We start from the raw sequence: 24177 nt of genomic DNA on the forward strand, positions 1-24177 counted from the left end.
TGTCTAAAGAAAAATTTGAACGTACGAAACCGCACGTAAACGTTGGTACTATCGGCCACGTTGACCACGGTAAAACAACTCTAACTGCTGCTATCTGTACTACTTTGTCAAAAGTATACGGCGGTGAAGCGAAAGACTTCGCATCAATCGATAATGCTCCAGAAGAGCGTGAGCGCGGTATCACAATCGCAACTTCACACGTTGAGTACGATACTCCAGAGCGTCACTACGCACACGTAGATTGCCCAGGACACGCGGATTACGTTAAAAACATGATCACTGGTGCTGCACAAATGGATGGTGGTATCCTAGTTGTTGCTGCAACAGATGGCCCAATGCCTCAAACACGTGAGCACATTCTACTTGGTCGTCAAGTTGGTATCCCTTACATCATCGTATTCATGAACAAATGTGACATGGTAGATGATGAAGAGCTTCTTGAGCTAGTTGAGATGGAAGTTCGTGAACTTCTTTCTGAGTACGAATACCCAGGAGATGATCTTCCAGTAATCCAAGGTTCAGCTCTTGGTGCACTAAACGGCGAAAAGCAGTGGGAAGACAAGATCGTTGAGCTTGCAGAAGCACTAGATTCTTACATTCCACTTCCAGAGCGTGCAGTAGACCAACCGTTCCTACTACCAATTGAAGATGTATTCTCAATTCAAGGTCGTGGTACTGTTGTAACTGGTCGTATCGAGCGCGGTATCCTAAACGTAGGTAACGAAGTAGAAATCGTAGGTATCAAAGAGACTACAACTACTACTTGTACTGGTGTTGAAATGTTCCGTAAGCTGCTTGACGAAGGTCGTGCAGGTGAGAACGTTGGTGCACTTCTACGTGGTACTAAGCGTGAAGAAGTTGAACGTGGCCAAGTACTAGCTGCTCCTGGTTCAATCAACCCACACACTCGTTTTGAGTCAGAAGTATACGTTCTGTCTAAAGACGAAGGTGGTCGTCACACTCCATTCTTCAAAGGTTACCGTCCACAGTTCTACTTCCGTACAACTGACGTAACTGGCGATATCACGCTTCCAGAAGGCGTAGAAATGGTAATGCCTGGTGACAACATCCAAATGACTGTAGAGCTAATCGCTCCAATCGCAATGGATGAAGGTCTACGTTTCGCAATCCGCGAAGGTGGCCGTACAGTAGGTGCTGGTGTTGTTGCTAAAATCTTTGATTAAGATTTGACTAACTACTAGTAAAAAGGGCATCATTTGATGCCCTTTTTATGCACTGAATATTATGCTCGTTGGTTTTACGAACAATGAAGTGTAAAATAAGGAATTTGGTTTGAGGTTTTTTCCTCATCCGCGAGAGTATGCATCAATAGTGACATTTTGTTGATGTTATGGAATTCGCCCTGCAACAGCGGGGTTATTGTCGTCTATATTAAGACTTATGACAGGTTGGTTTATGAAAGCAAATAATGCTGAAACTCCTGATAGCTCAAATGGCGCAGACATGATGAAGTGGATCCTCACTTTTGTTTTGCTAGCCGCAGCTGTTGTGGGTAATTACCTGTATGGTGAAATGTCTGTAGTCATTCGTGCTGCAGGCGTCGTTGTATTAATCGCTGCTGCACTTGGTGTATCTGCGACAACGACTAAAGGTAAAGCAGCGATCGTGTTTGCACGCGAATCCCGTATGGAAGTACGCAAAGTGGTGTGGCCTACACGCCAGGAAACCATGCAAACAGCATTGATCGTATTAGCAGTATGTATTGTAATGGCTCTAGTACTTTGGGGCATTGACGGCATTATGGTTCGTCTTGTTGCCTTTGTAACTGGAATCTGAGGGTTTTAATTCATGAGTGAAGCTCCAAAAAAACGTTGGTATGTTGTTCAAGCCTTTTCAGGCTATGAAGGCCGTGTAGCTCAATCGTTACGCGAACATATTAAAATGCACAACATGGAAGAGTTGTTTGGTGAAGTACTGGTTCCTACAGAAGAAGTTGTAGAAATGCGTGCTGGCCAACGTCGCAAAAGCGAACGCAAATTTTTCCCTGGTTATGTGTTAGTGCAAATGTTGATGAACGATGAATCTTGGCACTTAGTGCGCAGTATTCCTCGTGTAATGGGCTTCATTGGTGGTACCTCTGACCGTCCGGCACCGATCACTGACAAAGAAGCTGATGCTATTTTGAACCGTCTTGAGAAAGCGAGCGAAGCTCCGCGTCCTAAGACTATGTTCGAAGCGGGCGAAGTGGTTCGTGTTAATGATGGTCCATTTGCTGACTTCAACGGTACTGTTGAAGAAGTAGATTACGAGAAGAGCCGCATTAAAGTGTCTGTATCGATCTTTGGTCGTGCAACACCAGTTGAGCTTGAATTTGGTCAAGTTGAAAAACTTGATTAAAAAAACACCTTTTTAATGCTTGTTAATGGCGCGGATTATGCTTATAATTTCGCGCCTTTTTACAGGTATTACTGTAGAAAGTTTTTTTGAAAAACGGGGAGCTTGCTTAAAAGCTGGCGTTTGAACCCAAAATTAGGAAATATCATGGCTAAGAAAGTTGAAGCTTATATCAAACTGCAAGTAGCAGCTGGTATGGCGAACCCAAGTCCACCGGTTGGTCCTGCTCTAGGTCAACACGGCGTGAACATCATGGAATTCTGTAAAGCGTTTAACGCAAAAACAGAATCTGTTGAGAAAGGTCTACCGACTCCAGTTGTAATCACTGTTTACAACGATCGTTCTTTCACATTCGTAACTAAGACTCCACCTGCTGCTGTTCTTCTTAAGAAAGCTGCTGGCGTTAAGTCTGGTTCTGGTCGTCCGAACACTGAAAAAGTGGGTACGGTTACTGACGCTCAAATCCAAGAAATCGCAGAAGTTAAAGCTGCTGATATGACTGGTGCTGACGTTGAAGCGATGAAGCGTTCTATTGCGGGCACTGCTCGTTCAATGGGCCTAGTGGTAGAGGGTTAAGATCATGGCAAAACTAACTAAGCGCATGCGCACTATTCGTGAAAAAGTTGAAGTAACGAAAGAATACGAAATCAACGAAGCTGTAGCTCTTCTTAAAGAACTAGCAACTGCTAAATTCGTTGAGTCTGTAGACGTTGCTGTAAACCTAGGCATCGATGCTCGTAAATCTGATCAGAACGTACGTGGTGCAACTGTACTTCCGCACGGTACTGGCCGCGACATTCGCGTAGCAGTGTTCACTCAAGGTGCAAACGCTGAAGCAGCTAAAGAAGCTGGCGCAGACATCGTTGGTATGGAAGATCTTGCTGAGCAAGTTAAGAAAGGCGTAATGGACTTTGACGTTGTTGTTGCTTCTCCAGATGCAATGCGCGTTGTAGGCCAACTAGGTACTATCCTAGGTCCACGCGGTCTAATGCCAAACCCTAAAGTTGGTACTGTAACTCCTAACGTTGCTGAAGCAGTTAAAAATGCTAAAGCTGGTCAGGTTCGTTACCGTAACGACAAGAACGGCATCATCCACACTACTATTGGTAAAGCTTCTTTCGAAGTAGCGCAAATTCAAGAGAACTTAGAAGCTCTTCTAGTTGCACTTAAGAAAGCAAAGCCTTCTTCAGCGAAAGGTACTTTCCTGAAGAAAGTAAGCATCTCTACCACTATGGGTGCTGGTGTTGTTGTTGATCAAGCTAGTCTTGATACAAAAGCATAATTATTTGCTTAGACGCAGAATTGATGTATAATTCTGCGCCTAATTTGTGGTTGGGGCTGACGTTGATTCCTTTTATTGATTAATCAATAAATTGAGTTAGAAACAGTCTCCGTCCAAGACCGTAGGTGTTAATTTTTTGAGTTAACTTAATCGTCCTACGTAGATGGTGCCCGAACTGACAGAAAGATTTTTTGTATGATGTTTCATTGTATCGAGTTTCTTTCTTCTGGGACTGCACCTTATTAACTCTCACTGTTGTGATAATAGTGAGTGGTGTAACGACAACCAGGAGTAAATCCAAATGGCTTTAAACCTTCAAGACAAAAAAGCAATTGTTGCTGAAGTCAACGAAGCTGCCAGTGGTGCACTTTCTGCAGTTGTAGCTGATTCTCGTGGCGTTGAAGTTGGCGCAATGACTTCTCTACGTAAACAAGCGCGTGAAGCGGGTGTTTATGTGAGAGTTGTGCGTAACACTCTAGCACGCCGTGCAGTTCAAGGTACAGACTACGAGTGTCTACAAGACACTTTCACTGGTCCTACTCTGATTGCATTCTCTAACGAGCACCCAGGTGCTGGCGCGCGTCTTTTTAAAGACTTCGCGAAAGAGAATAAAACGTTCGAGATCAAAGCCGCTGCATTTGAAGGCGCACTAACTGACGCTGAAGTACTAGCGACACTACCAACTTACGACGAAGCTATTGCACGCCTAATGATGTGCATGAAAGAAGCTTCAGCTGGCAAGCTGGTACGTACTATCGCTGCTTTACGTGATCAAAAAGAAGAAGCTGCGGCATAAGCCTTGCTTTCTACTGATTGTAAAATAAACTAATTGTTGACTTAAAAGAGAATTGTTATGTCTATTACTAACGAGCAAATCCTAGACGCAGTTGCAGAAATGTCTGTAATGCAAGTTGTTGAGCTTATCGAAGCTATGGAAGAGAAATTTGGTGTTACTGCTGCAGCTGCTGTTGTAGCTGGTGGCGCTGCTGGTGGCGAAGCTGCTGCTGAGCAAACTGAATTTGACGTAGTTCTTACTGTTGTTGGCGGTAACAAAGTACAAGTTATCAAAGCAGTACGTGGCGCTACAGGTCTAGGCCTTAAAGAAGCTAAGGGTCTTGTAGACTCAGCTCCTGCTGCACTTAAAGAAGGCGTTGACAAAGCTGAAGCTGAAGCGCTAAAAGCGACTTTAGAAGAAGCTGGTGCAACTGTTGAAATCAAGTAATTATTACTTAATTTCATAGCCGCAAGGCTAATGGCTGGTGGTTTATTAACCACCGGCCTTTTTGCGCTGTAGGGTCCCGGTGAATTTTCCCGCTGTTTAAGCACCGTTATCCATGCAAAAAAGCATTATTATTTTTAGATAGTAATGTCACTACAGTAAACAGTTGTTAGTCACTGCCCCATTCTTTGAATGCCTTGGGCAGTTTGGGTCACTTATCAGCGAGCTGAGGAACCCCATGGTTTACTCTTATACCGAGAAAAAACGCATCCGTAAGGATTTTGGTACTCGTCCACAAGTTTTGGACATTCCATACCTGTTATCGATCCAGCTCGATTCGTTCGACAAATTTATCGAACAGGATCCTGAAGGGCAATACGGTCTTGAAGCTGCTTTCCGTTCTGTATTTCCAATCCAGAGCTATAACGGCAATTCAGAGCTGCAATACGTTAGCTACCGTCTTGGTGAGCCTGTATTTGATGTTAAAGAATGTCAAATCCGCGGCGTAACTTATTCAAAACCTCTACGCGTTAAACTACGCCTAGTGATTTATGATAGAGACGCGCCAGCAGGTACCGTAAAAGATATTAAAGAACAAGAAGTCTACATGGGCGAAATTCCGCTTATGACAGACAATGGTACCTTCGTAATTAATGGTACTGAGAGGGTTATCGTATCCCAGCTGCACCGAAGCCCAGGCGTGTTCTTCGACAGCGATAAGGGTAAGACCCACTCGTCAGGAAAAGTTCTATATAACGCACGTGTAATTCCTTACCGTGGCTCATGGTTAGACTTTGAGTTCGATCCTAAGGATAACTTATACGTACGTATAGACCGTCGTCGTAAGCTACCAGCTTCGATCATTCTTCGTGCACTTGGTAAAACCACAGAAGAGATCCTAGATCTGTTCTTTACTAAAGTGAACTTCGAAGTTAAAGACAAAACTCTATTAATGGAGTTAGTTCCTGATCGTCTACGCGGTGAAACTGCGTCATTTGATATTGAAGCAAATGGTAAGACTTACGTTGAGACAGGTCGTCGTGTTACGGCACGTCACATCCGTCAACTTGAAAAAGATGGCGTAGAGCACATCGAAGTACCAGTAGAGTACATCGTTGGAAAAGTTGCATCGAAAGATTACATCAACGAAGCAACTGGCGAGATCATTGTTGGTGCAAACCACGAAATCAGCCTAGAAGCTCTTGCAAACTTATCTCAAGCGGGTCACAAAGCTCTAGAAGTTCTATTTACGAACGATCTAGACCACGGTCCATTCATGTCTGAAACATTGCGTGTTGACAGTACTGTCGATCGCCTTTCAGCTCTGGTAGAAATCTACCGCATGATGCGCCCTGGTGAGCCGCCAACAAAAGACGCTGCAGAGACATTGTTCCAAAGCTTGTTCTTCAATGAAGATCGTTACGACCTATCAACTGTAGGCCGTATGAAGTTCAACAGCTCAATTGAGCGTGAAGAAGAAGAAGAACGTGGCACGCTAGATGAAACTGACATCATTGCGGTGATGAGAAAGTTAATCGAGATCCGTAACGGTATAGGCGAAGTGGACGATATCGACCACCTTGGTAACCGTCGTATCCGTAGCGTTGGCGAAATGGCAGAAAACCAATTCCGTGTTGGTTTAGTTCGTGTAGAACGTGCTGTTAAAGAACGTCTAAGCCTTGGTGATCTTGATGCAATTATGCCTCAGGACCTTATCAACGCTAAGCCTATTTCAGCTGCAGTTAAAGAATTCTTTGGCTCTTCACAGCTGTCTCAGTTTATGGACCAAAACAACCCATTGTCAGAAGTAACGCACAAGCGTCGTATTTCTGCTTTAGGTCCTGGTGGTCTAACTCGTGAGCGTGCTGGTTTTGAAGTTCGAGATGTACACGTAACTCACTACGGTCGTCTATGTCCTATCGAAACACCTGAAGGTCCAAACATCGGTCTGATTAACTCTCTATCAGCATTTGCACGTTGTAACGATTACGGTTTCCTAGAGACTCCGTACCGTCGTGTTGTTGATGGTGTAGTAACTGAAGATGTTGACTATCTTTCTGCTATTCAGGAAGGTCAGTTCGTTATCGCTCAGGCGAATACAATACTAACTGAAGGTTCAACTTTCGCTGAAGAGCTAATCACTGCTCGTCAGAAAGGTGAATCTGGTCTTCACCCACGTGAACATGTTAACTACATGGACGTTGCGACGAACCAAGTAGTATCTATCGCTGCATCGCTTATCCCGTTCCTAGAACACGATGATGCGAACCGTGCATTGATGGGTGCGAACATGCAACGTCAAGCCGTACCTACACTAAAAGCAGATAAGCCTTTAGTTGGTACAGGTATCGAGCGTAACATCGCAGTTGACTCTGGTGTTACAGCGGTAGCGAAACGTGGTGGACAAGTTCAGTCAGTAGACGCTTCTCGTATCGTAGTTAAGGTAAATGAAGATGAATTGATTCCTGGCGAAGCCGGCATCGACATCTACAACCTAACGAAATACACGCGTTCGAACCAAAACACATGTATTAACCAACGCCCAACCGTAATGCCAGGTGAACCTGTTGCTCGCGGTGACGTTCTTGCTGATGGTCCTTCAACAGACCTTGGTGAACTAGCGCTTGGTCAAAACATGCGTATCGCGTTTATGCCTTGGAATGGTTACAACTTCGAAGACTCGATCTTAGTATCTGAGCGCGTAGTTCAAGAAGACCGTTTCACGACGATTCACATTCAAGAACTATCTTGTGTGGCTCGTGATACTAAGCTGGGCTCTGAAGAGATCACTGCTGATATTCCAAACGTAGGTGAATCTGCTCTGTCTAAACTAGACGAGTCAGGTATCGTTTACATTGGTGCTGAAGTTAAGGGTGGCGACATCCTAGTTGGTAAAGTAACCCCTAAAGGTGAAACACAACTGACTCCTGAAGAGAAGCTACTACGTGCAATCTTCGGTGAAAAAGCATCAGATGTTAAAGATACATCACTGCGTGTACCAAACTCTGTTTCAGGTACTATCATCGACGTTCAAGTCTTCACTCGCGATGGCGTAGAGAAAGACAAGCGTGCGCTTGAAATTGAACAGATGCAGCTGAAAGAAGCTAAGAAAGACCTTACTGAAGAGTTCCAAATTCTTGAAGGTGGTCTACTTGCTCGTGTTCGTGCTGTTCTAATCAATGGTGGTTACTCTGAAGCTAAGCTTGACTCTATTGGTCGTAAGCAATGGCTAGAGCAAACGCTTGAAGACGATGCGCTTCAATCGCAGCTTGAGCAACTTGCTGAGCAATGGGATGAGCTAAAAGCTGATTTCGATAAGAAGTTTGAAACTAAGCGTCGTAAAATCACTCAAGGTGATGACCTAGCACCTGGTGTACTTAAGATTGTTAAAGTATACCTAGCTGTTAAGCGTCGTATCCAACCGGGTGATAAGATGGCCGGTCGTCACGGTAACAAAGGTGTAATCTCTAAGATTAACCCTGTTGAAGACATGCCATACGATGAAACAGGTCGCCCTGTTGATATCGTACTGAACCCGCTGGGTGTACCATCGCGTATGAACATCGGTCAGATCTTAGAAGTACACTTAGGTCTAGCTGCGAAAGGCATCGGTGACAAGATCAATAAAATGCTGAAGGAACAACAGGAACTGCACAAGTTCCGTAATTTCCTACAGGAAGTTTACGATCTTGGTGATACTCGCCAGAAAGTTGACATTGCTGAGTTGTCTGATGATCAAGTTCGTACGTTGATTCAAAACCTACGTGCTGGTCTTCCGATTGCAACGCCTGTGTTCGATGGTGCTTCTGAAGCATTGATTAAAGATCTATTAAAACTAGGTGATCTGCCAGAGTCTGGTCAGCTTACATTGTTTGATGGTCGTACTGGTGATGCGTTTGAGCGTCCTGTAACTGTTGGTTACATGTACATGCTGAAACTAAACCACCTTGTTGATGACAAGATGCACGCTCGTTCAACTGGTTCGTACAGCCTAGTAACTCAGCAACCACTTGGTGGTAAAGCTCAGTTCGGTGGTCAGCGTTTCGGTGAGATGGAAGTATGGGCACTAGAAGCATATGGTGCTGCTTACACGCTTCAAGAAATGCTAACTGTTAAGTCTGATGACGTTAACGGCCGTACTAAGATGTATAAAAACATCGTAGATGGCGACCATAGCATGGAACCTGGTATGCCTGAGTCGTTCAACGTATTGTTGAAAGAGATTCGCTCGCTAGGTATCAACATCGAGCTAGAAGACAAAGAGTAATCTCTTTTTCTGTTATAGAGAATTGGGTTATTTGTTAGAAAGCAGCCTGGATAAACCGGGCTGCTTTTAACTCCTTACAGGAGCTGAATGTGAAAGACTTATTAAACTTTCTAAAAGCACAGCACAAGACCGAAGAATTTGACGCAATCAAAATCGGTCTTTCTTCTCCAGACCAGATTCGTTCATGGTCTTTTGGTGAAGTTAAAAAACCGGAAACGATCAACTATCGTACGTTCAAACCAGAACGTGATGGTCTTTTCTGTGCGCGTATTTTTGGTCCAGTTAAAGACTACGAATGTCTTTGTGGCAAATACAAGCGTTTGAAACACCGTGGTGTTATCTGTGAGAAGTGTGGCGTTGAAGTTACACAAACTAAAGTTCGTCGTGACCGTATGGGCCACATCGAATTAGCATCTCCAGTTGCGCACATCTGGTTCCTTAAATCACTGCCGTCTCGTATCGGTTTGTTGATGGATATCCCTCTACGTGATATCGAGCGTGTTCTTTACTTCGAAATGTACGTAGTAACTGAACCGGGTATGACGGATCTAGAAAAATCACAGATGCTTACTGAAGAAGAGTATCTTGATCGTCTAGAAGAGTGGGGTGATGAATTCACCGCTAAGATGGGTGCTGAAGCGATCAAAGATCTGCTTTCAACCATGGATATGAACGCTGAAGCTGAGCAGATGCGTGAAGAGTTAGAGACAACAAACTCTGAAACTAAGCGTAAGAAGCTGACTAAGCGTCTTAAGCTAGTTGAAGCGTTTATTCAATCAGGTAACAATCCTGAGTGGATGATCCTAACTGTACTTCCTGTACTTCCGCCAGATCTTCGTCCTCTAGTACCACTAGATGGCGGTCGTTTTGCAACGTCTGATCTGAACGATTTATACCGTCGTGTAATCAACCGTAATAACCGTTTGAAGCGTCTTCTAGAGCTAGCGGCTCCAGACATCATCGTACGTAACGAAAAGCGTATGCTGCAAGAGTCTGTTGATGCCCTTCTAGATAACGGTCGTCGCGGTCGTGCGATTACTGGTTCTAACAAACGTCCTCTGAAATCTCTTGCTGATATGATCAAGGGTAAACAAGGTCGTTTCCGTCAGAACCTTCTAGGTAAACGTGTAGACTACTCTGGTCGTTCTGTTATCACAGTTGGTCCATATCTACGTTTGCACCAGTGTGGTCTTCCTAAGAAGATGGCACTAGAGCTATTCAAACCATTCATCTACAGCAAGTTAGAGACTCGTGGCATGGCTACGACAATCAAAGCAGCTAAGAAAATGGTAGAGCGCGAAGAAGCTATCGTTTGGGATATCCTAGACGAAGTTATCCGTGAGCACCCAGTACTATTGAACCGTGCACCAACACTTCACCGTCTTGGTATTCAAGCGTTCGAACCTGTACTAATCGAAGGTAAAGCGATTCAGCTTCACCCACTAGTGTGTGCGGCATATAACGCCGACTTCGATGGTGACCAAATGGCGGTACACGTACCGTTAACTTTGGAAGCTCAGCTAGAAGCTCGTACCCTTATGATGTCGACGAATAACATTCTGTCGCCAGCATCAGGTGACCCAATCATCGTTCCTTCTCAGGATGTTGTATTAGGTCTTTACTACATGACGCGTGACATGATCAACGCGAAAGGTGAAGGTATGTACCTTGCTGGCCCTGAAGAGGCTGAGAAGGCATACCGTACTAAGAGTGCTGAGCTACACGCTCGCGTTAAAGTACGTATCACTGAAACCGTTGTTGATGAAGATGGTAATAGCACAACTAGTACTGACATGGTTGATACAACTGTTGGTCGTGCAATGTTGTGGGCTATCGTGCCTAAAGGTCTACCGTTTAGCCTAGTTAACCAGAAGTTGGGTAAGAAACAAATTTCTACTCTTCTTAACGAGGCATACCGTAAGCTTGGTCTAAAAGACACAGTTATCTTCGCCGACCAAATCATGTACACAGGTTTTGCATACGCTGCACTTTCTGGTGTTTCAGTTGGTATCGACGATATGGTTGTACCAGCAGCTAAGTACACTGAGATCGAAGAAGCAGAAGCAGAAGTTCGCGAAATCCAAGAGCAATTCCAATCTGGTCTTGTTACTGCGGGTGAGCGTTACAACAAAGTTATCGATATCTGGGCATCTACCAATGACCGTGTTGCGAAAGCAATGATGGATAACCTGTCTTCTGAGACTGTTGTAAACCGTGACGGTGAAGAAGAGCAACAAGAGTCGTTTAACAGCATCTACATGATGGCTGACTCGGGCGCTCGTGGTTCTGCTGCACAGATTCGTCAGCTAGCGGGTATGCGTGGTCTGATGGCGCGTCCAGATGGTTCAATCATCGAAACGCCGATCACTGCGAACTTTAAAGAAGGTCTAAACGTCCTTCAGTACTTTATCTCAACGCACGGTGCTCGTAAGGGTCTTGCGGATACAGCACTGAAAACGGCAAACTCGGGTTACCTAACTCGTCGTCTAGTAGACGTTGCTCAAGACGTTGTAGTTCACGAACATGACTGTGGCACACATGAAGGTGTCGACATGATGCCTCATATCGAAGGTGGTGACGTTAAAGTTGCACTTTCTGAGCTGGCTCTTGGTCGTGTTGTAGCTGAAGATGTTCTTAAGCCTGGTACTGAAGATGTACTGATTCCACGTAATACTCTGATTGATGAGAAGTGGTGTCAAATCATGGAAGATAACTCAGTTGACCGTATGCGAGTACGTTCAGTAGTTACCTGTGATGCAGACTTCGGTTGTTGTGCACAGTGTTACGGTCGTGACCTAGCACGTGGTCACCTAGTAAACCAAGGTGAGGCAGTAGGTGTTATTGCTGCTCAGTCTATCGGTGAGCCGGGTACACAGCTTACGATGCGTACGTTCCACATCGGTGGTGCAGCATCTACAGCCGCAGCAGAAAACAGCATTCAAGCTAAGACAACTGGTACTGTTAAACTTCACAATGCTAAGTTTGTTATCAACAAAGATAAGAAACTGGTTATCACATCTCGTGCTTCTGAGATGACGATTATTGATGAATTTGGTCGTACTAAAGAGAAACACAAACTGCCATACGGTTCGATTCTAAGTAAAGCAGACGGCGATGCAGTTACTGCAGGCGAAGTTGTTGCTAACTGGGAAGCGCACACAATGCCAATCATCACTGAAGTGGCAGGTCGTATCCAATTCGTTGATATGATCGATGGTGTTACTGTTTCTCGTCAAACTGATGATCTTACTGGTCTTTCTTCAAGTGAAGTAACTGATGCAGCCGCTCGTCCAGCAGCAGGTAAAGATATGCGTCCAGCTATCAAACTTGTTGATGCACAAGGTCAAGACGTAATGATTCCTGGTACTGATATGCCAGCTCACTACTTCCTACCTGGTAAAGCGATTGTAAACATCGAAGATGGCGCAGAAGTTGGCATCGGTGACACGTTATCTCGTATCCCTCAAAAATCGAGCGGAAACAAAGATATCACCGGTGGTCTACCACGCGTTGCTGACCTATTCGAAGCTCGTAAGCCTAAAGAGCCTGCGATTCTTGCTGAGCACACAGGTACTGTGTCATTCGGTAAAGAGACGAAAGGTAAGCGTCGTTTAGTTATCACTCGTGAAGGCGGTGACGCTTACGAAGAGATGATTCCTAAGCATCGTCAACTTAACGTGTTCGAAGGTGAGAAGATCGAACGTGGTGATGTAATCGCTGATGGTCCAGAGACTCCACATGACATTCTACGTCTACGTGGCATTCACGCTGTGACTCAGTACATCGCTAACGAAGTTCAAGAAGTTTACCGTCTACAAGGCGTTAAGATTAACGATAAGCACATTGAGACTATCGTTCGTCAAATGCTACGTAAGTGTACTATTACACACGCGGGTGACTCTGAGTTCTTACCTGGTGAGCAAGTTGAATACCACAACGTTAAGATTGCTAACCGTGCTCTAGAAGCTGAAGGTAAAGAACTAGTACGTTACGAACGTGACCTACTAGGTATTACTAAAGCATCTCTAGCGACTGAGTCATTTATCTCAGCAGCATCGTTCCAAGAAACGACTCGCGTACTAACAGAAGCAGCTGTTTCTGGTAAGCGTGATGACCTTCGTGGTCTGAAAGAGAACGTAATTGTTGGTCGTCTGATCCCTGCTGGTACTGGTTTCGCATACCACCAAGAGCGTCAAAAGCAGCGTGAAGCTGAGCAAGAAGGTCCGTCAGCTGAACAAGCTACTGATAATCTAGCAGCACTTCTAAACGCTGGCTTCTCTTCAGAAGATTAAGCTCTCTGATAAAGAATCACTTTTAGTGATGAAAAAAGGCACCTTCGGGTGCCTTTTTTGTTTTTACGGCTGAAGTGACACATAAAAGAAGTGTTAATTAAAAGCAGAAAATTTTTGAAATATACGGTTTTATAGAAAGAAGGGTCGTAGAGAACTGCACCACAATGGAGGTGCTGAGATTGAGAAGTCTGAAAGTGAATTTATATCAGGTGACAAATGATAAATAAGGAGAAGGAGCCAGGGTTTAGATGTGCGCACATATAAGTACCACCGATAAAGTGATACTTAAACGATTTTCTATAGCCAGTTATTTATGCGCCAGGAGGCACTGCTAGGCTATTTGCTATTAACTGAATGAGCTCATCTTCAACTTCAAATCGCACTTCGATAATCTCACCGATAAGCGAAAGATCACCGACAAAATCTTCAAGTGGATCATCACTGCTTACTGCCGCGTAGCTGTCTGTGAAATTAAGCAAAGGCTCCGTGGTGAGTACGATTTTTCCATAGGTCTGGTTAATATCGTCCGTGGCTTCAAAGCCAGTCGAACGCCATTGATCCATTACCATGTCATAAATTTTAAAGTGCCCTTCAGAGATATAATCGACCAAATGTTGGCAGAAAGACTGGAGTGCTTTAGGTGTTGGGAGTTCTGATACTGCCGCTTTTTGAGCCGACGGCTGTAAAGCCGCTAGTTTGCAGTATTCAACAATGAGCAGTTGACGAGTTTCCAGCCAGTGATCAATAACCTCACTTGAGCCACCCCATTGTTGTTGCGTTTGTTTGAATTTACTTAGCATGACCATGCCCTCATGATCGGTACACAACGTTGTGTACTCATTAGCTTTGCGGTGCAAAGTGTCCATTTAGAATACGTCCAGAGTGCTGAAATATACTAACTAAGAATAATCTCTGGTATAAATTAGATTGCCAGTAAAATGAACGAACTGCAAGCTAAGAGATAAGGTGATGTTAAAAAAAGGTAACAACAAAGGGTTGGGTAAAGTGTTTTGGTGTGTGGTATCGGGAAGTGATATTTGGTTGGTTGATGATTTGCTACCTTTTGGGACTGCGAGCGAGCTAAATCTTCCTGATGAACAGGCTGTGAAAATTTCAAGCTATCAAGGCCATCCTGTCATGTGGCTAAATGAAGCCGATATCAACATTGAACTTGAATTTACCTCGCTAAGGGACTGTTTACAGTTCCCTGAAGCGCTTTTTTTATTAATGAGTAAGGCGGTTCAGTTTGGCCATATGACCCAAACACAACGTTTTTGCTCAATTTGTGGTGGGCGAAATCATCTCAATCTAAATCAATTAGCGATGCAGTGTTCAGAATGTCGAACGTTGCATTATCCTCGGATTTTCCCATGCATCATTGTTGCCGTTCGTAAGAGTAATCAAATTTTGCTTGCACAGCACCCAAGGCACCGAAATGGCATGTACACAGTGATTGCTGGTTTTCTTGAAGTAGGTGAAACCCTTGAGCAATGCGTAGCTAGGGAGGTCAAAGAGGAGACTGGGATTGAGGTGAAGAATATAGAATATTTTTCTAGCCAACCTTGGGCGTTTCCGTCGAGTATGATGATGGCATTTTTCGCAGATTATCACTCAGGAGAGGTTAAACCAGATTATCGAGAATTGAGTGACGCAAAATGGTGTGACTTTGACGATTTGCCGCCTATCGCACCAAAGGGAACCATCGCGCGTAAATTAATCGATAGGATGATTTCCTAATAAAAATAGCGTGTTACAGGCAAAAAAAACCCTCCGAGAAGGAGGGGGTAAGTAAGATGTCGTTATGAGATGCTGAGCACTAAGTACTCAGATTATTATTGTAATTTTCGCTAGCAAACGAATTTTTAGCACTGTTAGATCATGGGTGCAAATTAAGCATTGATTTAATAGTTAATAACTTGATCTTCGTTGCAAAGCATACCGCTTTTGAGAGCTGATCGGTGTTAGAATACTGGCCTCAACAGAAAGCCTAAAATATCGGAAGAATGGAATGACAGAATTAAAAAATGATCGTTATCTTCGTGCATTACTCAAACAGCCCGTTGATCACACGCCAGTATGGATGATGCGTCAGGCAGGTAGATACCTTCCTGAGTATAAAGCTACTCGCGCGGAAGCTGGCGACTTCATGTCTTTATGCAAAAATGCAGAATTAGCATCAGAGGTGACTCTTCAACCTCTTCGTCGCTTCCCTCTGGATGCTGCGATCCTTTTCTCTGACATATTGACGATCCCTGATGCGATGGGATTAGAATTGCGCTTTTCGACTGGTGAAGGTCCGGTATTTGATAAGCCAATTACATGTAAAGCTGATGTTGAGAAAATTGGTCTTCCAGATCCTGAAGGTGAGCTTCAGTACGTAATGAATGCGGTACGTCAGATACGTAAAGATCTTAACGGCGACGTACCGTTAATTGGCTTCTCTGGTAGCCCTTGGACACTAGCAACCTACATGGTTGAAGGCGGAACGTCGAAAGCGTTTACTAAAATTAAGAAGATGATGTACGCAGAACCACAAACGCTACACATGCTTCTAGACAAGCTGGCTGACAGTGTTATTGAGTATCTAAATGCTCAAATCAAAGCGGGCGCTCAGTCTGTGATGGTATTTGATACTTGGGGTGGCGTTCTGACTCCTCGTGATTACAACCTGTTCTCACTTCAGTACATGCACAAGATTGTTGATGGCCTGATTCGTGAAAATGAAGGTCGTCGTGTACCTGTCACTCTATTTACCAAAAATGGTGGCATGTGGCTTGAGAAAATCGCGGCAACAGGTTGCGATGCGGTTGGCCTAGACTGGACCATTAACATTGCTGATGCAAAAGTACGTATTGGTGATAAAGTTGCCTTACAAGGTAATATGGATCCTTCCGTTCTTTATGCTCAACCAGAAAGAATTCGCGAAGAGGTCGCAACCATTCTTGAAGGTTTTGGTAACGATGGAACCGGCCATGTGTTTAACCTTGGTCACGGTATCCATCTGGATGTACCGCCTGAGAATGCCGGGGTATTTGTTGAGGCGGTTCACGAGTTATCAAAGCCATACCACAAATAACCGAGTAAACCATTGAAAGCGCCTGATACGACCAGGCGCTTTTTTGTTATGCGGTACACTTGTCGCTATACTGATTCGATTGACCGAAAGGATACGAGCAATAAATGAAGACTCGCGATAAAATTGTACACGCAGCCTTAGAGCTATTTAATGAGCATGGTGAGCGTAATATTACGACCAATCATATTGCTGCTCATATAGAAATTAGTCCTGGTAACCTCTATTACCACTTTCGAAATAAACAAGAAATTGTCCACGATATCTTTACTCTTTATTCGGAAGAGTTACTTGAACGATTTACGCCAATTCAAGGGCAGCAAGAGAGCTTAGTGTTGCTTAAGCATTACCTAGACTCTATCTTCACACTTATGTGGAAATATCGTTTTTTCTACGCTAACTTACCTGAAATCCTTCAACGTGATACCAAGCTGCACGATGACTACATTCAAGTGCAAGATAAGCTGCAAAGTAACTTAGTGAATATTATGAGGGCCTTTGTTGAACTTGATTTATTGGTTGTTGAAGAAGTAGAAATGAAACCTCTCGTAACGACTTTACACTTAATTGCTTGTGGTTGGCTTGCCTACCAATCTGCGATGTCTCCAGACTCTAAGATTACCGAGCAAGTTGTGCTGCAAGGCATGTTGCAGATGATAGCGGTCGTGAAGCCTAAAGCCACAGAGCTTGGCATTGAACAGCTTTTGTTATTGGAAGACGGTGTCAAAGCGATCCACGCTTAACAAATTAAGTTATTCCGTATTATTTAAAGAAGTGCTTAATGGCACTTTTTTTCTTTCTATATTTGTCGATCTATCAAGGGTTTATTATGCACTTCGATGTTTTTAATGGTGATGCTGATGGCATTATCGCTTTGCTTCAGCTGCGATTGGCTGACCCTAAGAGCTCTACGTTGGTTACCGGAGTAAAGCGAGACATTAAGTTGGTTGAAACACTGGAGCTTTCTAAACAAGACACGCTGACTGTGCTTGATGTATCGATGGCAAAGAATATTGATGGCTTACAAGCCGCTCTAGAGAAAGGTGTTGAAGTTTTTTATGCGGATCATCATCAATCTGGTGATATTCCCAGTCACCCAGCATTAGATGCGCACATCGATCTTGATGCAAATACTTGTACAGCACTGATTATCGATAAACTGTTGGGCGGTCAATATCATCTTTGGGCTATTACAGCGGCCTATGGTGATAACTTAATTGTAGTAGCGGATGAGCTGTCGGATAAACAAGGTTTGTCTCAAGGGCAAAAAGATCAGCTGAAAGAGTTGGGCACTTTGATCAATTACAATGGATACGGTGCGAAAGTGGATGATCTTCACTATCCCCCAGCTGACCTGTATCAGGCACTGATAAAATACACATCTCCATTTGATGTAATTGCAGATCTTGATTCGCCGTTTTACAAATTACAACAGGCGTATCAAAAAGATATGGATAAGGCACTAGCGATTAATGCAAAGCATCGCAGCGACAAGCTTGGCCTGTTTGAGTTACCCAATAACGCAGCGTCACGTCGTATTAGTGGCGTGTATGGCAATTTATTAGCCAACCAAGCACCAAACTCCGCACACGCAGTATTTACTGAGAATACTGATGGGACGTATACGGTCTCTTTGAGAGCCCCGCTAAATAATAAGCAAGGTGCTGGTGATATTTGCAGTCAGTTTGTTACTGGTGGCGGTAGGGCTGCTGCTGCTGGCATTAATGCACTAGATAAAGGTGATGTAGATATCTTTATCAAAACAGTTGAAGAGTTTTACTCTTAGCGAGTGAGCCAAGACTTAGGGTTCTGAGTTTTGCTGTTACGACGTAGCTCAAAGTACAGGGAAGGGCGGCTCTGCCCTCCTGTATCGCCCGCTAACGCGATAGTTTCACCAGCTGCAATCTTATCCCCTTCTTTCTTGAGTAGGGTTTGATTAAAGCCATACAGAGTCATATCACCCTTACCATGGTCAAGCAGTACTACAAGGCCATAGCCTCTCAAATATTCAGCAAAAACAACCGTGCCTGGGTAGACTGACTTAATCGCTTGGCCATATTTTGCATCAATAACAATACCATTCCAGTTACTTTGCCCGGCCTGTTTTGAACCATAGCTGTGAAGCAATTTTCCTTTAAGTGGCCAAGGTAGCCTGCCTTTTTGCTTAGCAAGGCCATCCATTGGAACGCTATTTCGCTTGGCTGCTTTGGCAATTTCGGCTTTAAGTCTGGTTTCGTTACGTTGCAGTTCTGAAAGGTAAACCTTGTCGCTAGAGATACTTTGTCTAATTTTCGTAACGGTTTGGTTTCGCTGAGTTTGCCCCTGCTTTAAGCTTTTGTGTCTCTTTGTTTGCTGGTCAAGTAACTTAGCAATTTGCTGTTTTTCAAGCTGAAGCTGTCTTTGATTCTTATCGAGTTCTTGATGGGTTTTTTCAAGCGAAGTAATCGTTGATGCGCGCTCTTTTGCTAAGTGCTGAAAGTATTGGCTAATGCGGTCTTCTTCGACCCCATTATTTAGAATATTAGAGGCGGTGTTTGCTCGCTGGGTGACATAGTAGGTCTTGATGAGCTCAGCGAGTGTATCGCTTTGGGCTTTCTTTTGTGCATTAAGCTGAGCGATCTTTTCATCAATCTGTTTAATATTTTTATCTGAAGACGCGAGTGAGTGTTTGGTTTTCTTAATTTCATTTTCTAGATCGCTAATGCTTAGTTCTTGTTTTTTTAGCGTACTTTGCAGATTGTTGAGTTTTTTCTGCTGACTTGAGACAGAACTTTGTTGGCGAGATATTTCATTTTTAACCCCTTTCAACTCATTGGGAGAAGAAGCATGACTAGGCGTTATAAAGTTCAACGTTAATACGGTGAGTATGATTAAAAACTCACTACGATTCTTAAATGATAACGTTGATAAAAACTTCGCCATAGAGCGTGGGGTCCAATAATTAAAATAAGCGCTTAGTATACCCAAAGAATTTTGTGAGAAGAAAGAGCTATGTTAAAAGTTGCAGGGTAGTTGGTATTTCACGAAGGCTATTTTTTGATAAATATATAGGCAATAAAAAATGCCTCAATGCACTTTCAATTATAGAGAGTGACTTTTGAGGCATTTGATCAAATCAAGCTAGGCTCAATTATTTAGTAAGTACATCACCTGTCATTTCAGCAGGGATCTCAAGACCGGCAAGATCAAGCATTGTTGGCGCAAGATCCGAAAGCTTGCCGCCTTGCTTAAACTCTAACTCTTTGTTGCCAACGTAAATTAGCGGTACAGGTAAGTTAGTGTGAGCGGTGTGAGTTCCACCAGTAGTTGGGTCAACCATCATTTCAGCGTTGCCGTGGTCTGCTGTAATAAGTAGCTGGCCGTCAACGTCTTTAATTGCTGCAACAACTTTAGCAACACAAGAATCAAGCGCTTCAATCGCTTGTTCAGCAGCTTCGTAGACGCCAGTATGGCCAACCATATCTGCGTTAGGGAAGTTACAGATGATAGTGTCGTATTTACCTGACTTGATTGCGGCAACCAATTTATCCGTCAGTTCTTCAGAGCTCATTTCAGGCTGAAGGTCGTAAGTCGCTACCTTTGGAGAAGCAACAAGCTGACGTTCTTCACCGTCAAACTCGTTCTCGATACCACCATTGAAGAAGAAAGTGACGTGTGCGTATTTTTCAGTTTCTGAAATGCGCAGCTGCGTTTGACCTTTCTTAGATAGCCATTCGCCGTATGTGTTCTCAAGAGATGTTGATGGGAACGCTGTCGCTAGAGGGATGTCAGCCGCGTATTGAGTCAGCATCACGAAGTTGATCGCAGGGAATGCCGCGCGTTCAAATCCATCAAATGCTGGAACGAATGTACGGGTGATCTGGCGAGCACGGTCAGCACGGTAGTTCATAAAGATAACAGTATCGCCATCTTCAATTTTCGCGCTTTCTTGGCTTTCAGTTTTCAGTTCCGTTGCTTTTACGAATTCGTCATTTTCATCACGAGCGTAAGCCGCTTCAAGGCCTGCAACCGCAGAGTCGAACGTGAACTCAGCTTTCGCTTGAGTTAGTAAATCGTAAGCTACTTGTACGCGATCCCAGTTGTTATCACGATCCATTGCGTAGTAACGACCAACTAGAGAAGCAATACGGCCTTTACCTAGTTTAGCGAATAATTCATCAAAACGTTGTAGTGAGTTTTCAGCACTACGAGGTGGTGTATCACGTCCGTCTAGGAAGCAGTGTAGGTAAATTTTCTCAGCACCGCGTGCCGCTGCCATTTCAACAGCTGCGTAGATGTGATCTTCGTGAGAGTGAACGCCACCTGGAGACATTAGCCCCATTAGGTGAACCGCTTTACCAGCAGAAACAGCGCCATCAATAGCTTCGACTAGAGCTGGTGTCTCAACGAACTCACCATCAGAGATTGATTTAGTAATGCGTGTTAAGTCTTGGTATACCACTCGGCCTGCGCCGATATTGGTGTGACCAACTTCAGAGTTACCCATTTGACCATCAGGTAAACCTACATCAAGGCCAGAAGCTGAGATAAGAGTATTTGGGTTGCTTGCAATTAGCTCATCCATTACTGGTGTTTTAGCATTGTTGATTGCATTGCTTGCGTTGTCTTCACGGTATCCCCAACCGTCAAGAATCACTAGAGCCATTGGCTTCTTAGCAGACATAGATATGACCTCGTCAAAAATTAAAGTAACTTTAAAAACAAATTAGCGTAACTTTACTACATTTTATAGGGTTTGCAGTAGCTAAAGATCAATGATTCTTCCTATCGATACAATAAAGAGTTGCCTATTGATCAAATTGCTATCACAACTGAAAGTGTTATTTATTGAACTAAAATCGCGGTGCCAACGACAGCGACAATGGCCCCAAGCCATGCATAAAAATTAGGACGTTGCTTGGTATAGAACCACAGAATAGGCAGTAACATAATCGGTGTAGTTGATGAGAGTAGAGCGACCATACCAACATTGCCAGTTTGCAAGGCGAATAGAATTAAGGTCATACCAACGGCCATGGCGAGAAAGCCGTTAAGAGCGGTAATCTTAAAAATAGACATTGTCATGGGTTTTGTCGCCTTGGCTAACTTAGCCCCCGATAACAAAAACAGACTATGAGCGGCAAATGCGGTGATCATACGAATCGCTGAGGCAGCAATAGGATCAACGGATGTCACCATAATCGGTTTAGCAATAATCCCACCTAACGCTTGGCAAAGCGCGGCAAGCAGCCCGAGAGCTAAACCAATCCAAGCTTTCCCCTTTATGTGGTCTAAGTTACTTTGGTGGCGCCCCTTTCGACCAAAGAAGATCGCTGTGATAACACCAGAAAAGACAAGAGCTGAACCTAACAACTCTGCACTACTCATGGTTTCACTGAAAATAAAGTAGCCGAGAACGGCAGAGAAAACAGCGTGGCAGGAGAAAAGTAGCCCGGCTTGTCTCGGACCCATTCGATTTAAACAAGCGAACAGGGCAGTGTCACCGATGAAGATTCCGATTAATCCTGAGAGCATCATCGGCGTTATATAGCTAGGCTCAATGGTTCCCCAGCCACCAGTAATGAGCGCCATTATTGTGAGCATGACCGAGGTGCAGCCCATACGCCATCGACTGTAAGCGAAAGAACCAAGGTGCTGAGCGGGTGTTACTGAAAGTAAGCTGGCGATTGCCCAAAGAAATGCTGCCGCTAATGCGAGCCATTCAAAACCCATAGTTCGATATGTCCTTGTGGTCGTGGGTTAGAGATGGCTCTCAATATGCCTTAAGCTTTACTTGATGCAAAGCAAAATGAATTAGAACGCTATACTTTGAATCGGCTAATCTGGTTTCTCATAGCATTGGTTGCGTGATTCATATTTGAAGCACTTTGGCTGCTTAGAGCAGCTTGGTTTGCCAGTTCATCTGATGCGTCCTTGATGCCTTGAGTATTACGGCTGATGTCTTCACTCACTGCTCGCTGCTCTTCAGCCGCGCTTGCAATTTGCAGTGCCATATCGTTGATTTCTGAAATACTGGATGTGATACGACTTAAACTGTCCTGCGCTTCTTCTGCGTAACTCACGCTCGTATCAGCCAGCTTGGTACTCGACGCCATGCTTTGGACTGCTTGTCGAGTGTTCGACTGCAATGTCTCAATCATGGCTTGGATCTCTTCCGTTGAACCGTGTGTTCTTTGGCTTAGTATCCGAACTTCATCTGCGACAACCGCAAATCCGCGACCTTGCTCTCCAGCCCGAGCAGCTTCAATGGCGGCATTGAGTGCGAGTAGATTAGTTTGATCTGCAATCTCCTGAATTGTCGACAGTATTTGGTTGATGCATTGAGTATTACTTTCAAGCTCACCAATAACAGTCGAAGCTCCTGATATTTGTTTTGCTAAGTTTAAAATCGATTCGCGGTTCTGTTGGATGACGTGCTGACCCTCTTCACAAGCCGTTGAAGACGCTTGGGAAGCATTTGCTGTCAACTCGGCGTGATTAGCCACTTCGGCTGCGGTTGCAGACATTTCATGAATCGCCGTGGCAATTTGGTTAACATCATTTTGTTGGTGTTCGATTCGTTTCGCGGCCTGTAAAGATATGTTGTTTGCCTCACTGGCGTTATCTGACATAGTTTGGCTATTTTCGACCACACTTTTGAGCATCTCTTGAAGTTGGGACAAGAACTGATCCATATACTTCGCCAATTCTCCAATTTCATCCATTCGCTTTATATTAATTCTCTGTGTTAAATCGCCTTCACCTTGTGACAGCTCTTGGACTGCATCTGAGAGAATTTGAAGTGGCTGTAGTAGGCGTGTAATGACCCAAGTACTGATGGCTGCAATAAGAATGTACAAAATAATTGATGCGATGGCGGTGAACTTGATTTGCTCTGTGACAGAGTGAAAAGCAAGATCTTCATCAACCACCAAGCCCAGTGCCCAATCGGTATTTGGAACATTTGTCACGTAAAGTAATTTGTTTCCTTGTTCAGGCCATGACATAGACGAGAGTGTCGAGTTCTGAATCAAAGAACCCATCTTTTGTTTGGATAGAGCAGGGTTTAGTTGGGTTAGTGGTTTCTGGCTGAGCTGTTCATCTTGATAGGCTACGATATTGTTGTTGCCATCAACTAAGAAAGCAAAACCATCGTTATCGAGTTTAACGCTAAGTATCTCTTCGATAATAGTTGTAACAGTTAGATCGGCAGCCAGTACGCCCTGTTTTGTACCAGAGAATGCTTTTGCAAAGCTGATGACAATGCTGCCATCAAAATCTTGGTAAGGCTCTGTTAAAATTAAACCTTGCTGATTCATCGCATCTTTGTACCAAGGACGAGTGCGAGGGTCGTAATCACTTGGCCAGTCTTCTGTTTTATCACCGTAGGCAATTGTTCCATCATTAAATCCGGCATAGACAGATAAGAAATTCCCAGCCTTTTTAGTGATGAGTAAGCCTTTATCTGGATTACTTTCGTTTGCAATGCTTGATTCATTGGCTAGCATCATTTTTGAGCGTATATCTAGCCATTCACTGATGTAACGAGTAGTGGCGATACTGACGTTCTCCATCTCACTGCTAAGGGCAGAGTTGGTTTCATGCTTGAGTTGATTGACGGAGACCCACGCTTGAACACCACTTACGATGGCAATAATGATTGCAATAGCGATTTGAATCTTCTTTTTAATGGTATATCTCATTGTCCTT

Annotated in this window: 18 protein-coding genes; 13 read left to right on the forward strand and 5 right to left on the reverse strand. The window is 44.0% G+C overall.

Going from position 1 to position 24177, the window contains the following annotated elements; all coding sequences use genetic code 11:
* From tuf to rpoC, 9 genes are all read left to right on the forward strand, one after another.
* Positions 1-1184 (forward strand): elongation factor Tu (tuf, locus tag L4C54_RS00005; protein ID WP_428806596.1); only part of this gene is annotated, 1184 nt, incomplete at its 5' end.
* A 232-nt stretch (positions 1185-1416) separates the two neighbouring features.
* Positions 1417-1797, forward strand: a complete 381-nt coding sequence (gene secE / locus L4C54_RS00010; RefSeq protein ID WP_428806597.1) for a preprotein translocase subunit SecE — start codon at positions 1417-1419, stop codon at positions 1795-1797.
* 12 nt (positions 1798-1809) lie between these two features.
* A complete protein-coding gene (gene nusG, locus L4C54_RS00015) occupies positions 1810-2358 on the forward strand; it encodes a transcription termination/antitermination protein NusG (RefSeq protein ID WP_017035408.1) in 549 nt (182 codons plus the stop codon).
* Between the two features lie 144 nt (positions 2359-2502).
* Positions 2503-2931: a 50S ribosomal protein L11 gene (rplK, locus tag L4C54_RS00020; RefSeq protein WP_428804056.1), complete on the forward strand. Its 429-nt coding sequence runs from the start codon at positions 2503-2505 to the stop codon at positions 2929-2931.
* Positions 2932-2935: 4 nt separating this feature from the next.
* A complete protein-coding gene (gene rplA, locus L4C54_RS00025) occupies positions 2936-3637 on the forward strand; it encodes a 50S ribosomal protein L1 (protein ID WP_428804057.1) in 702 nt (233 codons plus the stop codon).
* Between the two features lie 301 nt (positions 3638-3938).
* Complete coding sequence (gene rplJ, locus L4C54_RS00030; protein WP_428804058.1) at positions 3939-4433, forward strand: 50S ribosomal protein L10; 495 nt, start codon at positions 3939-3941, stop codon at positions 4431-4433.
* Between the two features lie 57 nt (positions 4434-4490).
* Complete coding sequence (gene rplL / locus L4C54_RS00035; RefSeq protein WP_428804059.1) at positions 4491-4859, forward strand: 50S ribosomal protein L7/L12; 369 nt, start codon at positions 4491-4493, stop codon at positions 4857-4859.
* A 235-nt stretch (positions 4860-5094) separates the two neighbouring features.
* Positions 5095-9123, forward strand: a complete 4029-nt coding sequence (gene rpoB, locus L4C54_RS00040) for a DNA-directed RNA polymerase subunit beta (protein WP_428804060.1) — start codon at positions 5095-5097, stop codon at positions 9121-9123.
* An 89-nt stretch (positions 9124-9212) separates the two neighbouring features.
* A complete protein-coding gene (rpoC, locus tag L4C54_RS00045) occupies positions 9213-13415 on the forward strand; it encodes a DNA-directed RNA polymerase subunit beta' (protein ID WP_428804061.1) in 4203 nt (1400 codons plus the stop codon).
* Positions 13416-13726: 311 nt separating this feature from the next.
* Here the strand turns inward: rpoC and rsd are convergent, their stop codons facing one another.
* Entirely contained in the window at positions 13727-14221 is a 495-nt protein-coding gene (gene rsd / locus L4C54_RS00050) for a sigma D regulator (protein WP_428806606.1), read from the reverse strand.
* A 163-nt stretch (positions 14222-14384) separates the two neighbouring features.
* On the opposite strand from rsd, the gene nudC reads away from it, so the two are divergent.
* From nudC to L4C54_RS00070, 4 genes are all read left to right on the forward strand, one after another.
* Entirely contained in the window at positions 14385-15152 is a 768-nt protein-coding gene (gene nudC, locus L4C54_RS00055) for an NAD(+) diphosphatase (protein WP_428806607.1), read from the forward strand.
* A gap of 271 nt (positions 15153-15423) precedes the next feature.
* A complete protein-coding gene (hemE, locus tag L4C54_RS00060; RefSeq protein ID WP_428806598.1) occupies positions 15424-16491 on the forward strand; it encodes a uroporphyrinogen decarboxylase in 1068 nt (355 codons plus the stop codon).
* A 104-nt stretch (positions 16492-16595) separates the two neighbouring features.
* Positions 16596-17231: a TetR/AcrR family transcriptional regulator gene (locus L4C54_RS00065; RefSeq protein WP_428806599.1), complete on the forward strand. Its 636-nt coding sequence runs from the start codon at positions 16596-16598 to the stop codon at positions 17229-17231.
* An 86-nt stretch (positions 17232-17317) separates the two neighbouring features.
* Positions 17318-18274 carry a DHHA1 domain-containing protein gene (locus L4C54_RS00070; protein WP_428806608.1) on the forward strand — a complete coding sequence of 319 codons (957 nt, stop codon included), beginning with the start codon at positions 17318-17320 and terminating at the stop codon, positions 18272-18274.
* On the opposite strand, the gene L4C54_RS00075 is transcribed toward L4C54_RS00070, so the two are convergent.
* The 4 genes from L4C54_RS00075 to L4C54_RS00090 form a co-directional block, all read right to left on the reverse strand.
* A complete protein-coding gene (locus L4C54_RS00075) occupies positions 18271-19410 on the reverse strand; it encodes a murein hydrolase activator EnvC family protein (RefSeq protein WP_428806600.1) in 1140 nt (379 codons plus the stop codon). The two genes, L4C54_RS00070 and L4C54_RS00075, sit on opposite strands and share 4 nt — an antisense overlap.
* Positions 19411-19618: 208 nt before the next feature.
* Positions 19619-21151, reverse strand: a complete 1533-nt coding sequence (gpmM, locus tag L4C54_RS00080; RefSeq protein ID WP_428806601.1) for a 2,3-bisphosphoglycerate-independent phosphoglycerate mutase — start codon at positions 21149-21151, stop codon at positions 19619-19621.
* A 161-nt stretch (positions 21152-21312) separates the two neighbouring features.
* Positions 21313-22200, reverse strand: a complete 888-nt coding sequence (locus L4C54_RS00085) for a DMT family transporter (protein ID WP_428806602.1) — start codon at positions 22198-22200, stop codon at positions 21313-21315.
* Positions 22201-22289: 89 nt separating this feature from the next.
* Entirely contained in the window at positions 22290-24170 is a 1881-nt protein-coding gene (locus tag L4C54_RS00090; protein WP_428806603.1) for a methyl-accepting chemotaxis protein, read from the reverse strand.
* Positions 24171-24177: the final 7 nt, after the last annotated feature.

This window comes from Vibrio lamellibrachiae, from assembly GCF_050337265.1.
Taxonomy (GTDB): Bacteria; Pseudomonadota; Gammaproteobacteria; order Enterobacterales; family Vibrionaceae; genus Vibrio; species Vibrio kyushuensis.